A 23,506-nucleotide genomic window follows, 5' to 3' on the forward strand; every position below is an offset into this window, starting at 1 on the left:
TATTCCACCGCCGCAAACGTCCAAAAAGCCACTAGACATCCCGTCCAAAAACATCCTGGACTCCGTGTCCAAAAAGCCACTAGACATCACAAAGCTAGCTTTAACCCATCCCCCAACTAGAGCTCAGAGAAAAAGCGCTCGTTCTCCTTTTCGAATTCACGCCACTCACTGAACGCCTGAGCCCGCTCCTCGGCTCGCTGCTGCTTCAGCTTCAGAACATCATCACGCTTAAAGCGGGTGTGCGTTCCACACTTGTGAGCCACTATCTTTCCCTCTTTAACCCATTTCATGAGGGTTGGACGAGAGACACCCAAAATCTCTGCAGCGACAGTACTGGTAAGTTCCTCGGGTACGCGCGAAATGGTAATTTCGCCGCGCTGCGCAACAGAAGTCAACACTTGAGAAATCAGTCGCTGCACGTCAAGGGGCAACGACACAACACGGCCTTCTGCGTCTGTCACCCGAAAAGTCGCGGCACCGAGAGAAGGTAGAGACTGGAGATTTTCAACCATGTCATCGTCGATCATCACCCGATCGTTAATCACTGTCGCGGCGTTCATCGGCACTCCTTCCTCTTCTTGCAACCAATTAAATCCTTTTCACTTACAAGTGAAATCTCTTCCAATCGTAGTCATACTGCACGTACGTGACCACAAAATACCCCAATTCGGCACCCCCTAAGCCCTTTGGTCAAGCTAGACGGCAGTTAAGATCCGCGGACCAATTGGCAATCTCCCGCCCTACGTACTCGACGTAGCGGCGGCGGTCTTCCTCATCCATGTTCTGTACCTGAGCTACAGAAGTATTCAAGTTGTCAGGCTTTGAAACGGTTGACTTTGTCAATTTGATCCCTCCGTTGTCCCTCAGTAGTCAGTGCTGCTTATCTCAGTGATTAGCCCTCGTGGAGAATCTGCGTAGAGGAAACCCTCAGCGCTCCTTTCCCAGCATGGCACATACACCTGAAGCGTATTTCACCTGTCAGTGAGACTCTGACCAAGGACACCGAGTTGTGTGTGAATGTCTAGAGGCCACCTCAACGCTCCACTTGCTGCGCCTGTCCGGCACTCCTGCCAGAATCAAAGCTTGACTGTTAAGGCACGCACTCCATCACTGCGCCCAGAAGGCCCTACAAAAAGCTCTGGAGCCTACGCGGCTCCAGGCGACAACGTTCCGGTAGCCGGCTCGTCGTGCGCTTATTCTAAGCAATACAACACCAAGCCGACAAGGCTCTTAGCCGCACACCGTCCGATAAACTAGTTCCGACGCACAAGGAACACGCACCATGACTGAACAGGAACGCCTCGAAGCGCTTGAAACTCGCGTTAGCGAATTGGAGTCCCAGGTGGCCCAATTACTGCAGACCCTCGGCCATACTCCTTCGCGCCCTAGTACTGCAGCCACACCGCCGCCGGCGAACGTTCACCCTGAAAACCGCTCACCGGAAGAGAAGATTGCCCTCTTCATGGATTACTTCACGGGGAGGACAGATGTCTACGCAGTGGCCAAAAATACTGCGGGAAAGAAGGCCTGGTACCCGGCCAGCAATGGCTACTATGACCGAAGAAATCCCGACCTAAAACCCCTGACGCCCAAGGTGATCGAAGGACATCTGCGCCGTGACAACCGCTTCCACGTTGGGCTTTATCCACTGTGCATAGATGATAGTTGCCGGCTGTTGGTCTGCGATTTTGATGATGACGACTTCAAGCAAGCCGCCCGCGCCTACGCAAAAGAATGCAAGAGCCACGGCCTCGATCCGCTCATAGAAGTATCGCGCTCTGGGAACGGAGCCCACGTCTGGGTATTCTTCGACGAACCTATTCCTGCCGGCCTCGCTCGTTCTGTAGGCATCGGGCTTCTCGCCAATGCTAGCCCGGATTCCTACTTCTCCAGTTTCGACCGGTTCTTTCCATCCCAAGACACACTGCCAGCGAGAGGCCGTGGCTTCGGCAATCTGATTGCCCTCCCATTAGCAGGCCACCATCGCTCCGAAGGCACAACAGTCTTCGTCGACAGTAATTTTCAACCTTTGCCAGACCAATTTGAGGCTTTGGCCAAAACGAAGAAGTCATCGCTTTCCGAGCTCAAGAGAATCTACGCTGCGCTTCAGCCTGATCCCGAGACATCCCTTCCTCAGGCACCCACCCGCGCAGAACTAAAGAGGATAAAGGCCTCCGGAAAAGTCCACGTCACGCACGATTCACACCTCCACGTCGATTTATCAGGCGTCGACGCCACCACCCGTACGGCCCTGCGGCACCTAGGTGCTATTGCTAACCCGCAGTTTTATATAAAGCAGGCCCAGCGTTTCTCCACTTTCGGCACTCCACGGCTCATCGTACGTTTTGATGAAAAGGACCAAGTCCTCACTCTCGACCGCGGCACGCTCGATGATGTCCTCGACATCCTGAAGACTGCAGGATATACCGTCACACGACGTGGTCATACGCCCAAGCCCCGGCGCATCGATGCGTCATTTGCCGGCGAACTACGTTCCTACCAGAATTCGGCCGTCAAACAGATACTCAAGCACAAGTCTGGAATGCTCATTGCCCCTCCCGGCACTGGTAAGACCGTCATGGCGTGTGCAATCATCGCCCAGCGTCAAGTTCCCACTGCGGTGATTGTTCCATCCAGGGAGCTTGCTACCCAATGGCGCCAAGCCCTCAAGCAGTTCCTCCCGGAAGTTCAGGTTGGGCAATACTCGGGCACCAAGAAGAAGCTCAGTGGAGAGATAGACATTGTCACAGCTCAGTCCATCAGCCGCAATGATTCCAAGACTGACTTTCTCTCCGGCTACGGCCACATCATCGTTGACGAATGCCACCGAGTCGGCGCTGCGGGTTTAACCAACGTCCTCGCGCACCTCAACGTTCGCTTTATGCTCGGAATGACCGCCACACCGTACCGCTCCGACGGCCTCGATAAGCTGCTTCCCCTCGTTTGCGGCCCTATCCGCCATACTGTCGAGCTCGAACGCCCCGGACGCCGCGATTACGTAGTCCACGACACAGAGTTCACGTACGACTCCCCTTACCTGTTCTGGCCCGATCTCGACACTGCTCTGGCGGCGGATGAGGACCGAAACCGCCTCATCGCCGATGTCATCACACAAGCAGCGCAGGACGAACACACGGTCCTCGTCCTGGTGAAACGACGCGAACACCTCGCTGCCCTCAACGCCCTGCTTACCGACGCCCCCTTCCCCGTCCTTCAACTGCACGGCGGACAAAAGGCAAGCGAGAGGCAAGCCGTCCGTGAGCAGCTTGCCGTAACACCGCATTTCGTCCTTCTAGCCATGTCCCAGGTGGCTGGCGAAGGCATTGATCTTCCCGCGCTGGATACTCTTGTGCTGGCAGCGCCTGTAAGCTTCCGCGGCGTTGTCATTCAGCAGGTTGGCCGAGTCACTCGCGATACCGATGATAAAGAGACCATCTCTGCCACGGTGCACGACTTTGTCGATTCCAACGTCCCTGCCCTCGCCGCGGCTTTCAGGAAGAGGAGCTCGACCATAGCCAAGCAGGGGTTCACTCGCAGCAACGGTTAGAGCTGCCCCATGCTTGGCCGATTCCTACTAGATTAGGGGCCGTGCACAACTGAAATCCTTGTTGGACAGTCGGATGAATCGGAGCAGCACAGTGGCTGAATTTGTAATCACTTACAAACGTCGCTCAGGCGAGTCTTTCATCAAACAATTCTCGGATTCGACTGAAGCACTTAAGGAACGCCTCCGCCGCGAAGCAGCGATCGACGATCCTGATATTGAGATCGCCCATATTTCAGCGCCTTCCCTGGAATCCTTGAAAAAGTCGCATTCCCGGTATTTCATGGGCAGCGTTGAATTAGAAGGGAGGTGGCCAGAGGGGTCAGCCTAAAGTGTCGATGCAGGGCTTCTCAGTGATGGCCCCTCGCCCCCTCATAGACACTCGCCTCGACTCTATGCGAGATGGTACTAGATTCACCTATGCCTTCCCTGCCGATCCCTCAATAAAGCAAACAGGCGAAAACGAATTGTGCAGGGGTCAACACTCAGCTAGACACCTTGCCTTTTGACTGAGAAAAATCAGCACCGAGCGGATACCTTCAACGCAAGTATGAGGCCCCAGCACTTGCAGAGCAGGGTTACTTTAGACAGCTACGCTTAGTGGTTAGACCAAGTCAGCCAAGTCCTTAAGTTCCTGCTGCTGCTTTGAATCGAGTTCTGCAGTATCCCACTTTTTACTTGGATCCAATGCCTCAACGACTTGTGCCATCTCAACGCTGCCATGAATTTCATTCATATCCAGCTTCCAAAAAGTCTGAGCGTCATGTGTCGAGTTAATGAGAATGCAAAGATGCAGTCCTTTGGGCTCATTAACTGGCATGCAAACCGGAATAACTACGTGTTCTGCCCCAGCCTTGAACTGTCGATTAGCGGCCTCTCGGATATCACACGCCAAGGTATCACCCAGTGCAGGCACGATAACCGGCATAGTCTCAACGCCTAAATGCTCCATCAAGCGACCACGTTCGCCACCCTGATCAAGGAAAGAACGGAACAGCTGCGCAACCGCCATCCGAGCACGATAGTGCTGCTTCTGCTTCGCATTCATTGTTTTCCTTCCTCCCATCGTTCTAGATAGTCAAACGGGTCATACACCATCTGATAGTAGTGCTTTTTAAAAGTTCCGTTCACGACACGTCGAGATTCTTCCTCTCGGCTACCCCCAAAAAGTTCCTCGTGAACTTGTTCTTCACAGTCATCAGTGTCAATGAAATATTGATGGCTGTGGACAGTGCTATGCCACGTGTCTGTGCGCCTCACCTGTTCAAAATTAGCTTGCTCACCCTTAAGCTTCTTACATCGACTATATGCGGCGTGCACGGGGGTGACATTGAGCATAAGGGCGTATTGCTCCACCACGTTATCGTGACCACGCCATTCCCGAATGTGCAGCACGGTTCCGAATTCAGCCATATCTACACAATCTTCAATGATCTCGGCTTGCTCATCGGGGTCCGGGTAAGGCACCACTGGGTCCGGCAATATGCTCATGTCTGCTAGACGATAGTTCTTCTTATTAATGTTGGGCGGCACATCTAAATCATAGTTGGGCTAGTACCGCACACTAAACTCCCACCTTCACATCACCAAACCCCCAGCTCATGCAGCCACGAGGCGATTATAGGACGCGACGGGGTGTAATCTGCACGAACGGTGTCGAACGAGAAGTATTAGATCGACCAAGGTCCATAATCTAAGCCTTGCTCCATTAGCTGCTGACTGGCATGGACGACTGCGATTTTGTCCTTTCCTCCCAATCAGCTGCCGCCTACTGGGTTGAAACACTGCCAGACAGAGTCGGAGCCGATTCGCTCGTAAGCCACCTCAACAACGGCCACCGAATCCATATCGGAGACTTCGACATGCGCCAAGGCACCGCCCCAACCACCCCAGACGACTAAGACCAACGGTCCGGGCCGACACGCCCCTCGGCCCGGTACCAACTACCCGGAACACGACAGTACCGAGTCCCCAGAACACCGGTCCCCAAAAACTCGCATCTGACAACAGTGCCCGGAATCTCTGCGCATATCACCGACTTGGTACTATCGTGCTTTTGCCTGATTCTCCTGATACATCGCGCTCACACGCACGTCTCCCGCAGGGTGCGTCCCTCAGGAACTGGCTCGACCCATCCAATGCTCTAGACAAAGCGAAACTGGCATCTCAGAACAAAAAGAAACTGAGATGCCGGTTTGTCAACGATGTCGCGATTCACCTGTCAAGCATGTCGCGACTCATGAGACGGTGTCGGTTTATTGACCTGACCTCGGTAGAGGTCAGGAACGTAGGGGAGGAATCCCCTCAAAAATCCGGAAGAATCCCCTCAGGGGCTGTAGGTGGTTGGCTCGGGCCATGCGAAAGGGTAGAATAGTACTTACGTTCGACATTTCTGCTGGTTGGTTTAGGGTCGTACGTAAGCTCATTCCAAGGATTCAGTGACAACGAGGGGTTCGATTTGAGTGATACCGCTACCGCTATGTTCGACGATCATCCCTTGTGGGCGGAGCTGGGGGACATCGATGAGTGGTTGTCAGAGCTAAGCAAGACCTTCGATCCCTCATACGCAGGGTTGCCCGGTCTGGCTAGCGGCATTATCAGGAGGATTGAGCTGGTCGTCAATGTTACGAGGCTCTATCTGGGCATGGTGACCAAGGAACTGGCCAGTCGCCCTCTCCTTGATGAGCTGAAGACGGCCTTAAACTCCATCTTGGTCCAGCTGCAGTCGATCAAGTGGGACGACGAAGCTGATTATGACGAAGAACTCGCTAAGGCGAACACGGCCGCAGACGATCTGCTCTCCACCCTTCACAGATTGGGATTTCGGCCGGTTCAATTTCTGGAACAGCAGCAGGAGGCTGACGCGAATGAGCGTGAGCGGGTCGTTGGATTTCTCGACAGGAGTCAGGCAGCTGTCGAGCGGCTGGAGAGTGAAGGGGAGCGCCTCGCCGCTGCGATTGCGGAGAACAAGCAGACCGCAGAGAAAGATCTCAACGAACTGCGTCAGCAAATCAACGAGGTGGCTGACAGGTTCGAGAAGGAAATCAACGACGGCGTTGAGGCCGGGAAGAAGCGTATCGACGATCAGATCACGACACTTCAGAGCCAGTACAATTCTGAGATTGACAGGCAGAAGACGAGGGCGAACGACGAGCTCGACACGATGCTGGGTCACATTCGAACGCGAAAAGCAGAGCTCGATGATTTGATCGAGGACACACAGGCTGTCTCGGGATACGTGGCTGAAGATGCCATGGCACGGATGTTCAGGGAGCGGGCTGAAGAAGCTAAGCAACTGTGGCTTGGATTTACGATAGCAGCAGGAGTTGTCACGATCATCAGCGCGGTTTTGCTTTATTTTGCAGGCCGGACGGCCTTGGAAGACGTGGTTTCTAGCGCAGATGTTGTTCGTGGCATTCTGCGGGCGATCATTGGTGTGGGAGCAGGAGTTCTAGCCACATACCTCTTCCGACAGGCTTCGATTCAACAACGGAGTTTCCAAGACAGCCGTAGCGCGGAGGCTCGCATCGGCTCGCTGGATGCGTTTCTCGCTCGCTTCGAAGATGATGATGCGATGGAGATACGTCGCGGCGTTGGTCAGCGTGTGTACATTGACGGCCAGCTGGGGGAGGTCGCACGGGCCTGGCAGGCTTCCGTAACCACGAAGGAATCCACGGGAACCAAGAAAGATATTACCGACGGTGAAGAGAAGCCAGATGAAAACCTTGGAAGCTAGCTATCTGATGGCCGTGTGTGGATGTCATCTATCCTGTTCATATGACGACTTCTGGAAACCCTCGGGCAAGTCAGCGGATTGATCCGCATGCTTATGAAGCGCTCAAGCAAGCTATAGCGTATACGACGTATTACAAGAATGCGCAGCGTTCGCTGTTGCTTCGCCACCTCGGGGGCGAAGCTTTCGAAACTGCCGGTCTCCACTTGATCGATTTTAGCAGCGGATTCAAGATACAGAATGCCGACAAGGTCGTCGAGGCTCTGCAAGCGAAAGAAGATCGTCTGCGAGATACCATCATCGATCTGTTCTTATCTTTGTCGGAAATGGTTGAGTTTCCAGATATCGAAGGGTTAGAGGAGCCAAAAAGATCTGAGAATCTTAGAAGAGCGCAGCTGTCAGTCGAAGGCTTGACGAAGTTTACGCAACCATTTCAGCAAATGATGGAGAAAAGGGCCCGTATAGAAAAAGAACGGAGGCAGGAAGAGTCCCAGCGAGAAAGAAACCGCCTGTTCATGCTGCGGTTAGAGGATATGAAACAGCGTCTGCTAGATATGCATCAGACGGATAATCCGCAGCAACGGGGGAGAGATTTTGAAGACCTCATATATGACCTTTTCGATCTGCATGATCTTAATCCCGAGCGACCCTACAATCTTCCGGGTGAGCAAATAGATGGCTTTGTTCAAATAGATCGATTTGGATTTATTGTTGAAGTGAAATGGGAGCAAGAGAGAAGCGGCCGAGATATTGCAGATATTTTTCGGGCCAAGATAGAGCGCAGGAGCCGCGTCACGCAGGGACTTCTGATCACGCAGACCGGAATCGCCTCGACAACGTTGGACACCTACTCTGTGCAGAGTCCGTTTATGGTTGTTACGGGTATGGAAATATACAGTGTCCTCGACGGCCGAACTGATTTGAGAAGAATGCTAGAAACGAAGAAGGATCATCTGTCGCAAACCGGTTCCTGCTTTTACGACTACTTGAAGCAACACTAACTCCAGCAAAAATCTCACGTCACAAGTAGCTGTTCCTCAAATGTTGGCCGATAACAGATAGTATGTATAGCTAGTCTCACTAGCCCCATGGTTCCCACGTGGCGGGCATTCACAGCTTCGATTCGAGTTCCCAAGTGCGTCGATAGATTGGTCCGCCACCGGACCGACTAGCTACGTCGCGTGCGTCTTCTAGAGACGAGCAGGGTTCCGACCAGGTAGGGACCGGCAAACGTGCTCGCACGAAGACCCTGCGCGACAAGGCCCAGGCGACAACTGATTCCGAACGAATCCGCCAGCTAGAAAAAGAAAACGCGAAGCTGTGCGAAGACCGCGATATCCTGCGCAAGGCCGCGTGGGGTATCTATTCTTCCCACGGTGTGCGTTTCATCTTGCTTTACATTCCTCATTGAAGCATCATCGTGAATGGAGACCGGTCGCTAAACGGCGCAGCAGGTGACTTCATCCCTCTTTGCCGTTCGGGCTTCTTAAGCCTGACGATAGCCAGGACATCGCTGTCTTCGCCTCGGTTGCCTGCAACAGGCCACAGGTCCTGAACACTACCGGCTGACACACCCCTCTACCCCAAAACCAACGCCGTCTTCTCCGGCGGCACATCCTTCAGCTGCCGACTCTTGACGGCCCACGACGCCAGCCCCAGCACAACCCATACCACCAACGCGATGAGCGGAGCCGTTCCCAGCATGCCAGGCGAGCCCGGAACAAAGAGCAACGCCAAGAACCCAACGGAGAGGATGCACCCAGCCAGCGCGAAGTACTCATAAAACTTGTTCGGCGCAATCGCCTTGGACATCCCAGGAATCTGCCCGGTACGCGCAATCTTCCAAGCACAGAAGCAGGTATAGAAATACGCCACCGTGATGCCAGCACTGGACATATCGACGACCCACGTCAAAGCCGCGCGCCCAAACCACGGGGTAACCGGGCACACCGCGCACACCAAGAGAATCGCATTGCGTGGGGTGCGCTGCTTACCATTTAGCTCACCCAGCCGACTCGAGACTAGGTTGGCGCGGCCAAGAGTAAACAACACTCGGCTTGCCGCAGTGAAGAATCCGTTCAGCCCAGTAAGGACTCCGGCACTAACGGCAACAACCATAAGCACCAAACCGGCAGGCCCCATCACCTCGCTAATCGCTGCCGCGGGCGGCCATGCCTCCCCTTCATAAGCATCGTGATACGTTCCCACAGCGATAGAGGTTGCGAGCATCATCGCCAAGTAGATCAAGGTCGCCGCAATGACTCCCCACATTAAAAGGCCTAGCGCCTTCTTCGGCGAGAAATTGAACTCGCCCGCCAACTGCGGAATGGAATCAAAGCCCACGTAGGCCCACGGGGCAAAAGCGATGATGGTCGCAACCGCTGCCGCCGGCGGAACGTCGACAGAGAAAGCGGGTGCAAGCTCCGGGCGCTTGGCGACGTAATAAATCACCATCGACGCCACTATGACCACCACCGCCACAATCATGATCACAACGGCAAAGAACTGGAACTGGCCAGAAAGCGCGCCCCTCATAACCAATTCAGGGAACGTGACTCGGAAGACGAGCGTGACCGCCGACGCATTCAACGCGACGACGCACGAGTACCCGAGCGTCAGCGCCCACCCCACCACCGGTCAGCGGCAGCGCACGAATAGTGAAGCCGTAACTCAAACCAATAACGGCAATCATCAGGCCACCAACGACAAAGCCGATGACCGTGCCGGCCAGCCCCGCCTTCTACATCCAATCGAAGGGCAAGATATAGGCGCCCCAACCAATTGCCGCACCCATCGCCATCGCAAAGACCCATGAGGGCTTCATAGTTTTCCGCCTGGTCATTTTCGACGACGGCTTGCTTCATCACAGACGATTCACTGCTTGTGCAGGAGCTTGCCGACGCCAACGTCCCTAGCGAGATTCGGGCAAGACTGGGGATCACTAATTAGGCGTGCTCGTGAGATGGTCGGTGCTAAAAATTGCCGGACCTCCATTGCCCCATCCACAGATCGACACTGTTTGTTGCCGAAATCTCCTCGGCCACGCCGCTAACTCCAGATCTGACCCACTCTGGGGACTAATCGTGGTAAACAGAGCGCTCTGCCCTGACACGCTTGACAACGCCTCTCCAAGAAAGCCAACCTCGAATCCGGCACCGTAACGATCCCAAGTCGCCAATGCCTCGCATCTCAACGCTGGTGAGGACACTTCAGTCCGGTGAGCTGGGCTTAGAACATTGACCAAATGGGGGCGTCCATCACATCGTCAAGGCCTTCAAAGAACACGGTCGCTTTTGAAGAGGCTCGTTCCTTTGAAGAGGCTCGTTTTAGCCTTGAGCTTCAGCTAACTCACGGTCAAGACAAAACTCTCGAGGCTAAAATCGGGTTTAACTAAACTCTTTAAAATCCTTTCAGCGACAGCAAGTTTCGTGGCCCCAAGAACGATAGGGCGCAAAAGCTCAACCATTAAAGCAAGCTACCAAGCGGGTACCCATCGGGCATTTCTGCATTGCCGTCTCTGGAAAACATCCTTAGCTACGGGCACAGGTCCCGTACAAGTTGGACGCCCTTTAATCCAAGTTAATCTCGACACTAAGCTCTTCATAAAAGTGGTAGTTTAGATCAATATTCGGGTTTGCGGACTCATCCCGCAAACCCGCCTACGCCCACGTCGCCAAACGAATTTAGCAAGGCGCCGTCCTCAGTTCCAAATAACCCACAAAGAGCGATGAACAAGAGAAGTATTCGATTAAAAGAAGGCCGCCCCAATCTTGAAGATCACGTAAGCCCTTCGGATGTTTATTTACAAAAGACTGATGGAACTTTACAACAGCGAGAGTTCCTGCGCAGGATCACAGCAGACGGATTTTTGCATACCGGTGTCAAATCAAACCCTGCGCAAAAGAATGTTTTTTTCTTAGGAGGATCTTTTGTTGAAAGCATGTTCCATGATGAAGAGCGAAGGTTCGTTGCCCAACTAGCTAGAAAACTTCCCCTGAATGTATTAAATGGCGGCTATTCGGGCATGACATCTATGCAGATGGCCACACTGCTAATAGCCAAGATTGGGGGCCTTTCTTCCCCAGGAGACTTCGTGATTGCCGCCGTTCCGATGTCGGATCTACCCCAATTAAGGACTGTTGGAAGTTATTGGACAAAAGTTAAGTCCCACGCTCTAATTGACCCACCGAACGGTTCCACAATAAGCCCCAGTTTAAATCACACACGTGCCGCTTGGGCTGCCATGAACAGTTTCTGCTCGCACTTCGGAGTTAATTTTGTTTTGATGACAGGGCCAAGGAGAATGTCCGATTTCAACAGAGAGCAGTGGGCTAGAAATGCATATCGACGTCGCCGAGCCTCTTGGGAGGAAGACGCAAAAATCGCCCATGCGCTGAACCAGAGCGCGCGCGAATTTGCTTCCCAAGAAGAAATCCAACTCATTGATTTAGATAAGCAATTTTCACAGCAACCTGACAATTTCTACGACCACGTACACCTCAATGACGATGGTCAAGATGCTGTAGCCCAATTCCTTGCGGAAGAATTGTCAAGGATTATCCCACTGTAGGCCGACCTATTCTGGGAAAGTAAACAAATCGGTGGCAGCTGTTCGTTTAGACTACTGAAAGTGAAGTTGTTGGCCGAAGGAAACGCGGGGCTATAGTCGCTGTGCTAAGCGCGCCGTCTGTTTGAGCTGTGGCGGGTACATTATTGGAAGAGCCACTGTGGATGATTGGATATCCATCCATTCTCTATTGACAACGCGCCTCATGCTTCATATATCTGTTAGATTCTTCTACGGACCCGCGCTTAGCACCTTCTTCTACAACGCTTTCTACATTGGCGCAAGCCGAATGCGACTCAGTAGCCTCTGGTCGCTGGTAAGCAGTACAGACTCCCGCGATTGAAGGGAAAGGCCTACATCGCTTCTCCGTGCATGAGCCAGAGCTCTAGGAGTGAGCAAAATACACACATTATTCGCTAATAGTGTTCTGGAGTCAGCCCTGCACTATTGCAGAGCTGACGAGAACGCTTGTACCAACAATTGATCTTCCTATTAAGGCTATCCAAAAAGGAATCCAATATTTTAACGACTAAAAGCCATAGCGAGCCCAAGGCTTTCAGGAAAAGGAATCAATAATACTTCCGAATGCGGCCTTAGCCTTGTAGCCGAATTCCTCGCGAAGTGGTTGCGTCCTAAAGGAGAACAAACCACTTCCTTACCGCAAGCTTTAGAGGCGATTGGCTGGGTTCGAGGACATCCCCCTTGTATCGAAATACGCAGGCGCCACTTCCTCTAGCCGACCGTAGTCTATACTCGAATGGTTCTGTAAAACCACAACTATGTCCGAATTTTCTGCAGCGGAAAGGGGCTCGCTAACAGAGTTTAAGGTACCACTTTCGAGATACCATTCCGGCACAAATGGGTCGTAGTAGTTAACGTTTGCACCTCGCCTAATCAGCTCATCGGCGACAGGAACCGCTGGGCTTTCCCTCTGATCTGAGATGTCTGGCTTATACGTTACGCCGACCAAAAGAATATCTGCTCCCCTTACAGATCTCGACTGATCATTCAAGAGCTCGGTAATTCGGGTAACGACGTAATGCGGCATGGAGTTGTTAATTTCTTGAGCCAGTTCAACAAACCTCAACGGATAGCCAAGTTGGCGTCTGACTTCATAAGACAGATAGTTGGGATCAATCGGAATGCAATGCCCTCCCACTCCAGCGCTTGGAGTAAACTTCATAAAGCCGAAGGGCTTGGTGCTTGCCCCACGAATAACTTCCCAGATATCGATGTCCAACTCGTGGCAAACTTTCGCCATCTCATTAACCAAGGCAATATTGACGTGCCGAAACGTATTCTCCAAAAGCTTGGAAGTTTCCGCCTCGCGTGCCCCACTCATAGGAACAACCGTTTCTATAAATGAGCCGTAAAACGCGACTGCCTTTTCCGTAGCCACGTCGGTACAACCACCGACCAATTTCGGGGTATTTCGAATACCAAATTCCTTCATTCCTGGATTAACCCGCTCAGGGCTGAATGCTACGTAGAAATCCGTGCCTTCCCGTAGACCTGACTCTTTCTCCAAAATAGGAACACAAACATCTTCAGTTGTTCCTGGATAAGTCGTCGATTCGAGAACAATAACAGCACCTCGCTTGAGGTACTTTCCCACCGTGGTGGTTGCAGACTTCACCGCTGCAAGATCCGGCGCGCCTGCGTCCCCAAGCGGAGTCGGGACACAAACTACGACTACATCACTCTCGGCGATAACGTTCGGAGAGTTCGATGCTGTGTAACCTGCCTCGATCATTTTTGCCAACGACTCTTCCGTAATGTCATCAATGTGCGAAATACCACTGTTCAAGGCATTGACAACAGATTCTGAGACATCGAACCCAAACGTTCTCCATCCGCTACGAGCAGCAGCTTCAGCGAGCGGAAGCCCCACATATCCTTGCCCAACGACAGTGACTGTACGAGTCATAGTCCCTCCAAATTATTCATACATCTCTTTGAATTCTAACAATTGAAATACTCAGGCTATCTCTCTGACTTTTCGTCGTGCGATGTCGCGGACTTGATTCCAACGTTCTTGCCACGACTCTCGACTCCACAGAGACTCAAATTCCATTATTGAGCAGTCAACATCTAGGGATTCTAGCAGCGCATCTACAATACCGTCAGTTTCAAGCACTGGTATCGTCACTCCGTCTTCCGCGAAGTACCTGTGATTAGGCGAATCCATGTAAACAACGTATGGCAGAGCACGCTCAAGATAACTTACAGCTTTAAATGCAAAGGCTTTTCTGCCATACGCGGATTCAAGCAACAGGATTCCTATATTAGCCTTAGTCCTAGATACATAATTCGAGAAATCGCCATTGAGTACTCGCACCCGCGGGTCCGAAGACAATCCAACCTTTGCTAGCCAGCTCTCTAGAAGGTCTTGTTCTGCGGGTCTAACTATGAAATCAGCGAAAACCTCCTCGGGCCTGAGTCGAAAAACCTCAGCTAACGCATCCAGGTAAGCTTCCATGCTATACAACGCACTGACCCCACCCGTGTATACAAAGGTGGTTCTTTCAACGTCAACAGCCCCCTGCCCAGCGGGGAATGCATTTATCGGATTGATTGCCGGAGGTAGCTCTGCATCAGAAAATCTCAAGTCAAAATAGTCCTTTGCAAGCGCTGCATAGTGCTGGGCCGACTCATAAGATGGCGCGACCATTGCCCCAAAGGATTTCTGCAAAGTCTCGAGTTCGAACTTTCCAGCTGCACGAATCTCTTGTACGTTTTTTGCTTCAGACACCTCCAATTGCTCATCGAGCCAATGAACATCACGAACAAAGTATGCACTTTGAGTGCCACAATTGATTGACAAGTAGTCCAAAAGTCGACTTATCTGCAGCACCGCGTCTCGGCTCCGAACCGGGGTCGTGCTGTTCTCTCCGTAGAAAACGGGGAAGGAAATATCCTCACCGACGAGATACTTGATCAATTTGACTCGCCTGCGAACCAAGTTGTGATTGAAGCTAAGGTGTATAGTCGGTTTCTCCCGACTAGCGGCTAAATACATGTTTCGAATACGCTGGGGCCTAGCTCCAGAGGAAATATTTTCTATCGCGGCTACGCTCAAGAATATGTTCATTTCTCCTGAGTCGCCAAAGTCTTCAAAGTACCATGGCCAGTCCGATAATCCTACAAGCGACAGTATCTCGTTGAAGCTTCGACCAGTCCAGACTTCACTGTCTACTGCTGGATTTTGAAAGCCGTTCGAGTTCTCTACTAGTCGATCCTTTACACGACTCTGTCCGACGACTTCTACAAGCGAGCATCGACGGCTTAACAGCACGGTCGCGATAGACTCGACCGCATATACCTTGGTACCCATTTCGCTCGCAACTTGCGCCAAAGCGATGGTATCGGGGCCACAATTAGGGAAAACCAATTCGGTATATTTTCCGAATCTTAATGCATAAGTAGAGCGGAATTTGCGGTCAATATCAGCATCAGCGTACCAATAGGCGCTGTTACTTGAGACGATATCTAATTCGACCCCGGTAAGGGAATGATCTAGGTCCTCCAAACCTAGTTCAGTTAATGACGGAGCTTCCGCGTATAGCGAATGCTCATAAACTACTGCAACACGCCTCTTATCGATTGGCGACCCCTCGTCTGGCCTGTTGCTCACGGACGTGTTTATGGCCCATAAGAAGTGCGGTGCTTCAGATCCCAACGAAGCCGCTTTGGACATTTCCCACTCGTCGAATAAAACGAGCGCTGAAGTCTGTCGCGTAGACTCGACGAAACGCCTGATAAGTGCCGGCCGCCGAGAGCTGATGTCTAGATCTCCAGGAACCAAGACACTAACCAAATTCAAACCGCTATTAATTTTCGCAGCAAATAGCAGTGCATCCATTCCGACCGAGACTGTTTCTGCTATGCCTAGACGCCGGACTAAATTGGAGAACCAACGCTGAGAAGCGTAAGTTCCGGCATCTCGACCCCATACAGGAATAGTAAGGTCGCTATCCCCCATGAAGCGATGTTCCTTCACGTTATAAACAAAACAGGGATCCCCAGACTTTTCCAGCTCAGATCGGACAAGCCCTACAGCTGGGGTGATGCTGCCAACAAAAAGTAAGCTACTCATCCATTCCACTTCCCATCATAAGCTCAATCTCCCTAGCGACAGTATTTTCAGCGCCACGATTTTTTCTTACACAATCGGCGGCGTTGGCAGACATTTCTTTGAACCGATCCGCATCCATAAGGAGTTGTTCGAGTTCCCAAGCCCACGCATCTATTTCTGTCTCTTGCCCTAAAACCGCGTTTTCGGAATCTACAAACTCTGGAACAGCCGCCACCGGATTTGTAACTGGAACAAGCCCACTGCTCATCGCTTCATCACGTGATACCCCCTGTGTATCAAACCTTGATGGTACTAAGAACACCCCATGTTGCCTGTGCAGTTCGGCGATTTCCTGTTGACTTACGTATCGCCGAATGATCTCCACGTTTGATTCATTCGTGAATTGATCGAAATACTGAAAGTATTTTCCATCACCAACTATCGTGACTTTCATCTTAGGCCACCATTTGCTTTCCCTAAACCTTGCCAAGATTGCGGCGGCCAAGTCGGCACCATAGTTCCACGCTCGTGCATTTCGAACCCAAAGAAAGTTAAATCGTTGCTCTGGGTCTTTTGGTACGTACTCAAACAGCTCGGTATCGATGACGTTATGAATCACCGACGTTCGTTCTTCGGGGAATCGCAGTCTCAGATCGTCTTCGACCGCATCTTTCCACCACTTTGAAACGAAGACGAAATTGTCGACCCGAGAGTCATCATTAACCAACTCACCCCAAAAATCTCTAATTCTTAAACTTCGCTCAATCTGGGCATCCAGGTTTCGTGGTGCTGCGATTTCATAAGGTATCCGGCTCCAATTGCGGACTTCATAGCCGTGCACAAAAAGGTTCAACCGGACCCCATCGTCCAGATTCCGTTTAAGAGCCTCCCACATCTCAGAGTTCATGAAGTGTACGTTTATCGAGGCGTACTTACGCAAAGCGAGCAGACCAAGCAGCTCATCGTAGTACCCGGCTAGAACGTTTACCCCTTTATATGTATAAACGTCTGGGGCCACACGCTTACCGAAAGCCATCACATCGACTTCAAGTCCGCGCGCTTTGTACAAAGCAACACGCCGGTGAACAAACCCATTAGCATATTGATTTTGTTCACTCGGATACTCATTCGCAAGCACGAGGTGGCGTTCTTCTTGATTTTGCCCCGTCTCCCGAATGTATTGACGTGCAAACGCAAATCGTTCGTCAGATATCGCTTCGGAGCTAAGTGGCTTAGCTACGCCTTTTCCGACATCGAACTTTGGGCGTGTCCGATAGAGATACTCACATTCAAGATATAGCCGCTCCAGAAGCGTTGAAGTATCGTATGTTTGAGCAACCAGTTCATGTAATGACTCGTCACTTAAATTGGGGGGTAAAGCATCCCGCTTCAAGAGGTACTCCTTTAATGATTTCTCGGGGAACTGCTGCCGCTGATTTTACTACGAACCATATCCTTTGCGATGAAGAGGCTAAGCCTCGCTTTTTATTTCGAAAGAGGGACGGAGGAACCGAAGGCGAGGCGTGAAACTAAGCGTCGCTAGAACTTTCCGATTTAGGCCTTCCTACACATCAAAGTCACCAGGTTCTAGTCAGCTGGTACGGTCGATGGTTACAAAACAGAGTGGTCAAAAGCCGACAATGACGCCATTAACATTTTCGGGATCATAAGGCCGACTTATCGAGAAAGGCCGTTGCATAGCATTCCTTTGGCTCCCATCGCGGGCAAATCCTAGAGCTATAGTTCAACGTCCTGCCTGTAGCGCCCCAGTTCTTTCGATACTCAATGTGGTTAATGGCCTTTTAGCTCCGACTCCAAAGCTCGCCGCCTAGAAGCTAGGTCCGTGCGTTGATAGCGCAGAATGTTCCTGCTCTCCTACAGGCAAACGATCTGCACAAATTGAGTGGCTACAAGAGACGTATTGAATATACAATGCCCCATTGCTAGTGCATTCCGATCGCACCCTCTAGAAAGCAGACAGCTTCACCACATTCCACCTAGCACGCATAAAAGTTCTCCCAATGAACGGGTCCCACCGACCCAGCTTCTCTCTCAATACAGATCAATCCAATTAACACGTTGTTTGCAGCTTCCGATATACAGTATAAAATCGCTTTGCATAAGACGTACGCCTGTCGGGTTCGGTGCCCTACCCGGAAGTCACTATACTTTAGCTATGGCTGACAACGGCGATTTCAGGAGAACACGCACACTATCTCGATGGAAGTACACCCACTTTTACGAGCGGATGGAAGACTTCCTAGATACTCCATTAAATAGTGGTTTAAACACAATTTCCCTCAACGGACGTCTCTTGGACTTCGTTATCAGAGATCGCGGCGCAAAGCTTTTGCTGGTGACATTTCACGGAGCACTTTCCCCTCGCCAAAAAACAGTCCCCTATATTCAGGGCGAAGGCATTGCCAAGGCCTCAGGTGTCAATCTCCTTGCGTTTTCAGATCCTTCATTAGAGCTTGGAGCAATCACTTGTGCCTGGTTCCTAGGAGACAGGGAACTGGGAGTGCTTACTAGGCGTTTTCGGCCCATCATTCAACATGTAGCCGAAGAAACAGGAGCGGAAAAAGTCCTCTTTTTTGGCGGTTCTGGTGGTGGGTACGCTGCAGTAAATTTTGCTTCCTCATATGAGGGCAGCGCCGCAATTGCAATGAATCCTCGGCTTAACCTAAATGCTGGTCCCCCGTCGAAGCTCCGCCCCTACCTTGAGGTTTGTCATGATGCCCGCACTGTTACCCCCATCCGCCGAGTTAAAAGGGAGTTTTTCCAGCCCAATCTAGCCGACAATTTCAGGCAAGAAACTGGACCAGATCTACTTATATTGCAAAACCGGAATGATGCACGTTACCTGAACCGTCAAACGAACCCCTTCATCAGAGAATTATCGTCGTACCCGCATGGATATGTTCAGCTTTTTGATGGAGCGCCGGGGCATTCTCCCGCCAGCAAAGAGTTTCTCACCCCACTCATCAGGAGACTCGCGACGGATTGCAGTGCCGGCTCATATCGAGAATCAGGATTTCAGGATTTCGCCGAGTATTGCGAGCGCGTATTTAACGCATCCAACAAATAAACGCTTTCCTACATTCATTTTCTATGATGGGCGGGTGACACACTAGGAACCACGTAAAGCTAGGGTGTCACTACCCAAAATGAAACTACAAGACCGTTGTTGACGTTAGAGGGCTCGCCAATAGCGCCTGACTTGAGCTGCTAGTGGCCTGACAAATGGCAGGCTTTCCAGAGCAGTAAACAATTTCTTCGCCGGCTTCAGTTTTCGTTCTAATCGTCCTAGCCTCGACTTTAGGCGTTCGTTCTCTCCCTTAAGCTGATCCAGAAGTAGACTCACAGATTCTTCACTGTCATCGTCTACGGCACCACCATGATCATCTTTTCCGATAAACCGATTCCAGAGCTCATACTCCAAGCGTTGCTCCAGGAAAAACTCTGTCGCTTCTGCTTGAGATACAGTCCCATTGTTAGAAGGATAGAAGGTCATCCAAGCGCCAACAGCCTCGATTTTCCTATAGCGGTCGAACTGTAAGGCAGAAACGTGCCTATTCGCGTTCGGAATATAAACTCCTTCTCCCCCTTCACTCGGTCTGTTCCCTAAAAACTCAAGCAAACTAGGCAGCACCGCGGAATAGGTGAATCTACTGGAAGCTTGGTAAATCGATCGCTTCGCTTCGGCATATGCATCGGGATTCGAAGATGCCCGAACCAAAGCATCCTTAAACTCCGTCATTGAATTCGCAAATAACGGATAATCAGCACCCAAAAGCGCTTCATGCGCCGGCGTTCGGTTAAGGATGGTTGGCAGCCCCATAACTCCGTATTCAAGCACCTTAGTTGACAGTTCCGTACTTGTGTCGAGGCTTGGCCGTCGCCAACTGATGCCAACGTCTGCTTGTGAAATCAGCTGACGGGTCTTTTTCCGAGTCATTCCGCCATGCCAGTTGATTCGTGGTGTGTTCTCTAGAAGGTATTTTACGTTAGCTGCGAAATAAGGATCCTTTGGATCAACGCGGAACTGATTCCCAGCAACGTCTAATGTCATAGGCACATCTGACCTCGCGCTAACCGCCTTGAAACCAGCAAGGATCATATCCACGTTCCATGCTGGGAAGAATTTACCGGCATAAACGAAGCTACATGGGGACGAAGAACTATGCTTTTCCCTATCAAGCACAACAATGTCGCCTTCTGGGACATGCGGAGGCAAGATTGCCACTCGACTAGGGTCGAAATGTATCTCCAGCGCATTCAAGCGGTCCAGCATATCCTGAGTCTGAAATAGAAGTTTGACTCCCAATTCGTAAAATCTGTTAAGAGCGTCTCTTACGCCCGCGGATACGCTATCCATGATACTGGTTACCCCAGTAACATAGACGCAGCCTTTAGAACGAAAACTAGTTGATTGTTCTGACACCATTAGTCCGACTTCAGTGTCCCTAATAATCGCTGCATCGAAATCATGAGCTTCGAAGATAGCTGCGATGCAAGAAGCGTATTCCTGCCTACTCATGCTGGAAGCTTTAGAATCTAACGGGCGATACTCTTCATTATCAGCCACGAAAGGATCGACAATCCTCACATTAGGGTAAGCATCTAGCTCTGTGACAACTTCTCGCTTGGTAATTGGGTTAGCGCTTACAAGTACAATTTCAATATTTGGCACCTGTGCGCACATCGCGCACACTCCCGCTAAGAAAAAAGCGGATCCGTCAATCACATTTAGATTTATATAGCCCCCCACAAGGATCCTGAAGGGTCTCGACTGAACAAGTGGTCTATCCATGTCCCCCAGCGCTCCATTCAATAGTAAAGGGTTCATTCGCTTCTGAATTTGTAAAGTATACGCGGCATATGATTCGGGATTCGCAGCCTGTCATCGCGAGAGCGTTTACAGGTGACATCTGTTCTCTGGTTAAGTTGCCTTCCTCAATGACACCGAAGTAATAATTCTCGACGCTGCTGCTTGCACTACAGACAAGATAGAGTCCCTCTCGATCATCAACCACTCGAAGACGTGCACGCTTTTTAGTTGTTACCGGGGCATTGGAAAATTCAGCGGACGTGCTGAGGGCTATGAAAATATGCTCAACTGTCCGCTCTAACTCGTGATATCGTTGCCGCCATTGCTCCTGTGACATCAGTTCTCGACCTTCTCCGCAATCAATTCGAGTTCGCGGTCTGTTGTAGCGCTCCGACCACATAAGTTGCCGATAGATGAAGCAGCTGCGGCCGAGAGCCGCGAGAACAACTCTGAATCAAAATAGAGCTCCTCAACCGCATCAGCCAAATCTCTCGGCGACTCTGGCTCTACCAACAGTCCAGTTTCTCCGTCGCGCACAAATTCAGGAATTGCAGCTATTTTGGAGCTAATCGGAACAAGCCCAGAGGACATAGCTTCGCACATGGATACTCCTTGCGAATCAAACCTCGTTGGTGCCATAAAAATTCCATTCTCGGCGTGAAGCTTCGAGATCTCTTCTTGGTTTAAAAAACGTTTTCGAAGTTTAACATTCTTAAACTTCTTCAGTGGAAGAGTAAGCTCGGAAAAAAGCCGCCCATCACCCACGATGGTGAAGTTCAGATCATCAAAATATGGCCGAGTACTTAAAATTTTGATCGCTTCAACTGTTTGATCGTTGGCATATTTATAAGATGCGAATGGACGAATCGACAAAATATTCAAACGATCTGCATCTGATTTTTTCCGATAGGAAAAAACCTTTTCATCGACCAAGTTGGGGATAACATAATCGTTCTTGAACTCAACGCCCAAATCAGGCTCAACGACCATGGATTTAAACCACTCAGATACATTTATGAATGTCATATCCAGTGGACGGTCTCTAACCAATGAGCCCAAGTAAGCATTTTGCAGCTCGTAGTATTGGACCTTCTTCTCCAGAGCTTCACGCATCGTTTGCGGAGACTGAATGAAATTAAACCATCGCCGATGCCAGGCTTCGGCTTCAAATCCATGAATCCAAACAAGCACTGGGCCGCGAACCCCTGCCCGCACTAAAGGCTCTATTCGGCTTGGCTCTGCAAAATGTACCAAAAATGCGTCGAAAGTCTCGTCCCGTACCTTCTCATACAGTGCTGCATCATTGCCAACGGTGACGGCTACTCCATCATAATCGTACTTGTAGGGTTCAGAAACTGGCTGATGATTATAATAGACTTCGACGATCGCACCGTTTTCTTGATATTCTTTGACCCTTCGGTGGATAAATCCATTTCGGTACAAATCGGACTTGCTCGGGTAAGCATTACAAATCACCAAAAGATTTAAACTGCGGCCTTTAGCACTACTCATTTACGCCTTCTCCCAGACGCCTTTGAAGTCAAGCACGCTCCGCGTTTCAATATACTTCCTCGGTATGCTGTAGAACTCATCGTGTTCTACTAACAATACAATTATCTCGTTGGCTTCCAACGCTTCAGAAAGCGATACAAGCTCGATCGATTCTTTCTTCCGCAACGAAGACGGTAACTGGACAACATTTGGTTCAACCACATCGATATGGTCTACTGCTTCCGATTCCGAGAGCACTTCGACGACTTTGACTGCCGGCGATTCTCGAAAATCGTCAACATTAGCCTTGAAAGTAAGCCCGAGAACCGCGATTCGAGAGCTGCCAGCCTCAGAAAGCGCATTCAACACCTTGTCGGCTACAAACTGCGGTTTACTGTCGTTAACGTTCCTTGCAGTCTCAATCAGTTTCGCCTTTTCCCCAACGGAAGACACAATAAACCAAGGATCAACTGCTATGCAATGCCCTCCCACACCGGGTCCTGGCGAAAGAATATTTACTCGAGGATGGTGGTTAGCCAAGCGGATCAGCTCCCAAATGTTCACGCCAAGATCGTCACAAATCATGGAAAGCTCATTCGCAAAAGCAATATTTACGTCACGGAATGAATTTTCGGCTAGCTTCGCCAATTCGGCGGTTGTTGCATCGGTCGCGACTACTTCACCCTTGCTGAATAGACGATACAAATCAGAAGCTCTACGAGCGGCCCAGGTGGTCGTCCCTCCAATAATTCGATCATTACCGGCCATCTCCACCATGATTTCACCGGGAATCACCCGCTCAGGAGCGTGAACGAACCCAACCTCGTACTGTCCTTCGTCATCGAACAAATCTGGACGTAACGCTTGAACATATTTTTCAAGCCGCTCTGTTGTCCCAGGAGAGCTGGTCGACTCTAGTACGACGAGATCTCCACGTTTCAACAAAGAAGAGATAGAGTCTGCGGCGCCATAAATATAACTCGTGTCGATCGAATGGTCTTCATAAAAGGGAGTCGGAACTGCGATAATGTAGTATTCCGACTCATGCGGTGACACACATGCCTTCAACTGGCCTGCAGAAACAACTTCTTTCAGGAGATCTTCAAAGCCAGGCTCTACGAATGGAACTTTGCCAGCATTGACGGCGTCAACCGTCTCTTTCTTTATATCCACCCCTACGACCTCAGCGCCAGCATTGGCGAAAAAAGCAGCCGTCGGAAGACCTATATACCCTAATCCTAAAACACAAACCCTGTATGGCATTC

The 23,506-nt window shown here is 50.8% G+C and carries 16 protein-coding genes and 1 pseudogene; 7 read left to right on the forward strand and 10 right to left on the reverse strand.

The annotated features are described in order from the left end of the window. Positions 1 to 116 precede the first annotated feature (116 nt). Positions 117 to 560 (reverse strand): helix-turn-helix domain-containing protein, encoded by a 444-nt coding sequence (locus CAURIM_RS09205; RefSeq protein ID WP_201827642.1) that lies wholly within the window; start codon positions 558 to 560, stop codon positions 117 to 119. Positions 561 to 1,282: 722 nt separating this feature from the next. Between CAURIM_RS09205 and CAURIM_RS09210 the strand changes: the two genes are divergently transcribed. Further along, positions 1,283 to 3,547: a DEAD/DEAH box helicase gene (locus CAURIM_RS09210; protein WP_201827638.1), complete on the forward strand. Its 2,265-nt coding sequence runs from the start codon at positions 1,283 to 1,285 to the stop codon at positions 3,545 to 3,547. A 91-nt stretch (positions 3,548 to 3,638) separates the two neighbouring features. Next, positions 3,639 to 3,875 carry a hypothetical protein gene (locus CAURIM_RS09215; RefSeq protein WP_201827634.1) on the forward strand — a complete coding sequence of 79 codons (237 nt, stop codon included), beginning with the start codon at positions 3,639 to 3,641 and terminating at the stop codon, positions 3,873 to 3,875. 273 nt (positions 3,876 to 4,148) lie between these two features. On the opposite strand, the gene CAURIM_RS09220 is transcribed toward CAURIM_RS09215, so the two are convergent. Together CAURIM_RS09220 and CAURIM_RS09225 are read right to left on the reverse strand one after the other, a co-directional pair. Beyond that, positions 4,149 to 4,592, reverse strand: a complete 444-nt coding sequence (locus CAURIM_RS09220; protein ID WP_201827632.1) for a hypothetical protein — start codon at positions 4,590 to 4,592, stop codon at positions 4,149 to 4,151. Next, positions 4,589 to 5,077, reverse strand: coding sequence for a hypothetical protein (locus CAURIM_RS09225; protein WP_201827629.1), 489 nt, complete (start codon positions 5,075 to 5,077; stop codon positions 4,589 to 4,591). The genes CAURIM_RS09220 and CAURIM_RS09225 overlap by 4 nt, the downstream gene beginning before the upstream one ends. Before the next feature lie 209 nt (positions 5,078 to 5,286). Here CAURIM_RS09225 and CAURIM_RS09230 point away from each other — a divergent pair. The 3 genes and pseudogenes from CAURIM_RS09230 to CAURIM_RS09240 all read left to right on the forward strand — a co-directional run. Next, positions 5,287 to 5,445 (forward strand): annotated as a pseudogene (locus tag CAURIM_RS09230) (ATP-binding protein); the annotation flags it as partial. A 557-nt stretch (positions 5,446 to 6,002) separates the two neighbouring features. Continuing rightward, positions 6,003 to 7,280, forward strand: coding sequence for a hypothetical protein (locus tag CAURIM_RS09235; protein WP_201827626.1), 1,278 nt, complete (start codon positions 6,003 to 6,005; stop codon positions 7,278 to 7,280). 41 nt (positions 7,281 to 7,321) lie between these two features. Then, on the forward strand, positions 7,322 to 8,278 hold the full coding sequence (locus CAURIM_RS09240; protein ID WP_201827624.1) for a hypothetical protein: 957 nt from the start codon (positions 7,322 to 7,324) through the stop codon (positions 8,276 to 8,278). A 577-nt stretch (positions 8,279 to 8,855) separates the two neighbouring features. Here the strand turns inward: CAURIM_RS09240 and CAURIM_RS09245 are convergent. After that, positions 8,856 to 9,812, reverse strand: coding sequence for an APC family permease (locus CAURIM_RS09245; RefSeq protein WP_201827621.1), 957 nt, complete (start codon positions 9,810 to 9,812; stop codon positions 8,856 to 8,858). A gap of 1,192 nt (positions 9,813 to 11,004) precedes the next feature. Between CAURIM_RS09245 and CAURIM_RS09250 the strand changes: the two genes are divergently transcribed. Further along, entirely contained in the window at positions 11,005 to 11,847 is an 843-nt protein-coding gene (locus tag CAURIM_RS09250; protein WP_201827619.1) for an SGNH/GDSL hydrolase family protein, read from the forward strand. A 664-nt stretch (positions 11,848 to 12,511) separates the two neighbouring features. Here the strand turns inward: CAURIM_RS09250 and CAURIM_RS09255 are convergent. The 3 genes from CAURIM_RS09255 to CAURIM_RS09265 form a co-directional block, all read right to left on the reverse strand. After that, complete coding sequence (locus tag CAURIM_RS09255) at positions 12,512 to 13,771, reverse strand: nucleotide sugar dehydrogenase (protein ID WP_144656712.1); 1,260 nt, start codon at positions 13,769 to 13,771, stop codon at positions 12,512 to 12,514. A 51-nt stretch (positions 13,772 to 13,822) separates the two neighbouring features. Continuing rightward, entirely contained in the window at positions 13,823 to 15,826 is a 2,004-nt protein-coding gene (locus CAURIM_RS09260) for a hypothetical protein (protein ID WP_201827616.1), read from the reverse strand. A 106-nt stretch (positions 15,827 to 15,932) separates the two neighbouring features. Further along, on the reverse strand, positions 15,933 to 17,312 hold the full coding sequence (locus CAURIM_RS09265; protein WP_144656720.1) for a glycosyltransferase family 4 protein: 1,380 nt from the start codon (positions 17,310 to 17,312) through the stop codon (positions 15,933 to 15,935). 783 nt (positions 17,313 to 18,095) lie between these two features. Between CAURIM_RS09265 and CAURIM_RS09270 the strand changes: the two genes are divergently transcribed. Beyond that, positions 18,096 to 19,007 (forward strand): hypothetical protein, encoded by a 912-nt coding sequence (locus CAURIM_RS09270; protein WP_144656723.1) that lies wholly within the window; start codon positions 18,096 to 18,098, stop codon positions 19,005 to 19,007. A 105-nt stretch (positions 19,008 to 19,112) separates the two neighbouring features. Here the strand turns inward: CAURIM_RS09270 and CAURIM_RS09275 are convergent, their stop codons facing one another. From CAURIM_RS09275 to wecC, 3 genes are all read right to left on the reverse strand, one after another. Continuing rightward, entirely contained in the window at positions 19,113 to 20,666 is a 1,554-nt protein-coding gene (locus CAURIM_RS09275; protein WP_201827613.1) for a glycosyltransferase, read from the reverse strand. A 420-nt stretch (positions 20,667 to 21,086) separates the two neighbouring features. Continuing rightward, positions 21,087 to 22,262, reverse strand: a complete 1,176-nt coding sequence (locus CAURIM_RS09280; protein WP_201829441.1) for a glycosyltransferase family 4 protein — start codon at positions 22,260 to 22,262, stop codon at positions 21,087 to 21,089. Then, complete coding sequence (wecC, locus tag CAURIM_RS09285; protein ID WP_144656734.1) at positions 22,263 to 23,504, reverse strand: UDP-N-acetyl-D-mannosamine dehydrogenase; 1,242 nt, start codon at positions 23,502 to 23,504, stop codon at positions 22,263 to 22,265. Positions 23,505 to 23,506: the final 2 nt, after the last annotated feature.

Source organism: Corynebacterium aurimucosum, assembly GCF_030408555.1.
In the GTDB taxonomy this organism is placed as follows: domain Bacteria; phylum Actinomycetota; class Actinomycetes; order Mycobacteriales; family Mycobacteriaceae; genus Corynebacterium; species Corynebacterium aurimucosum.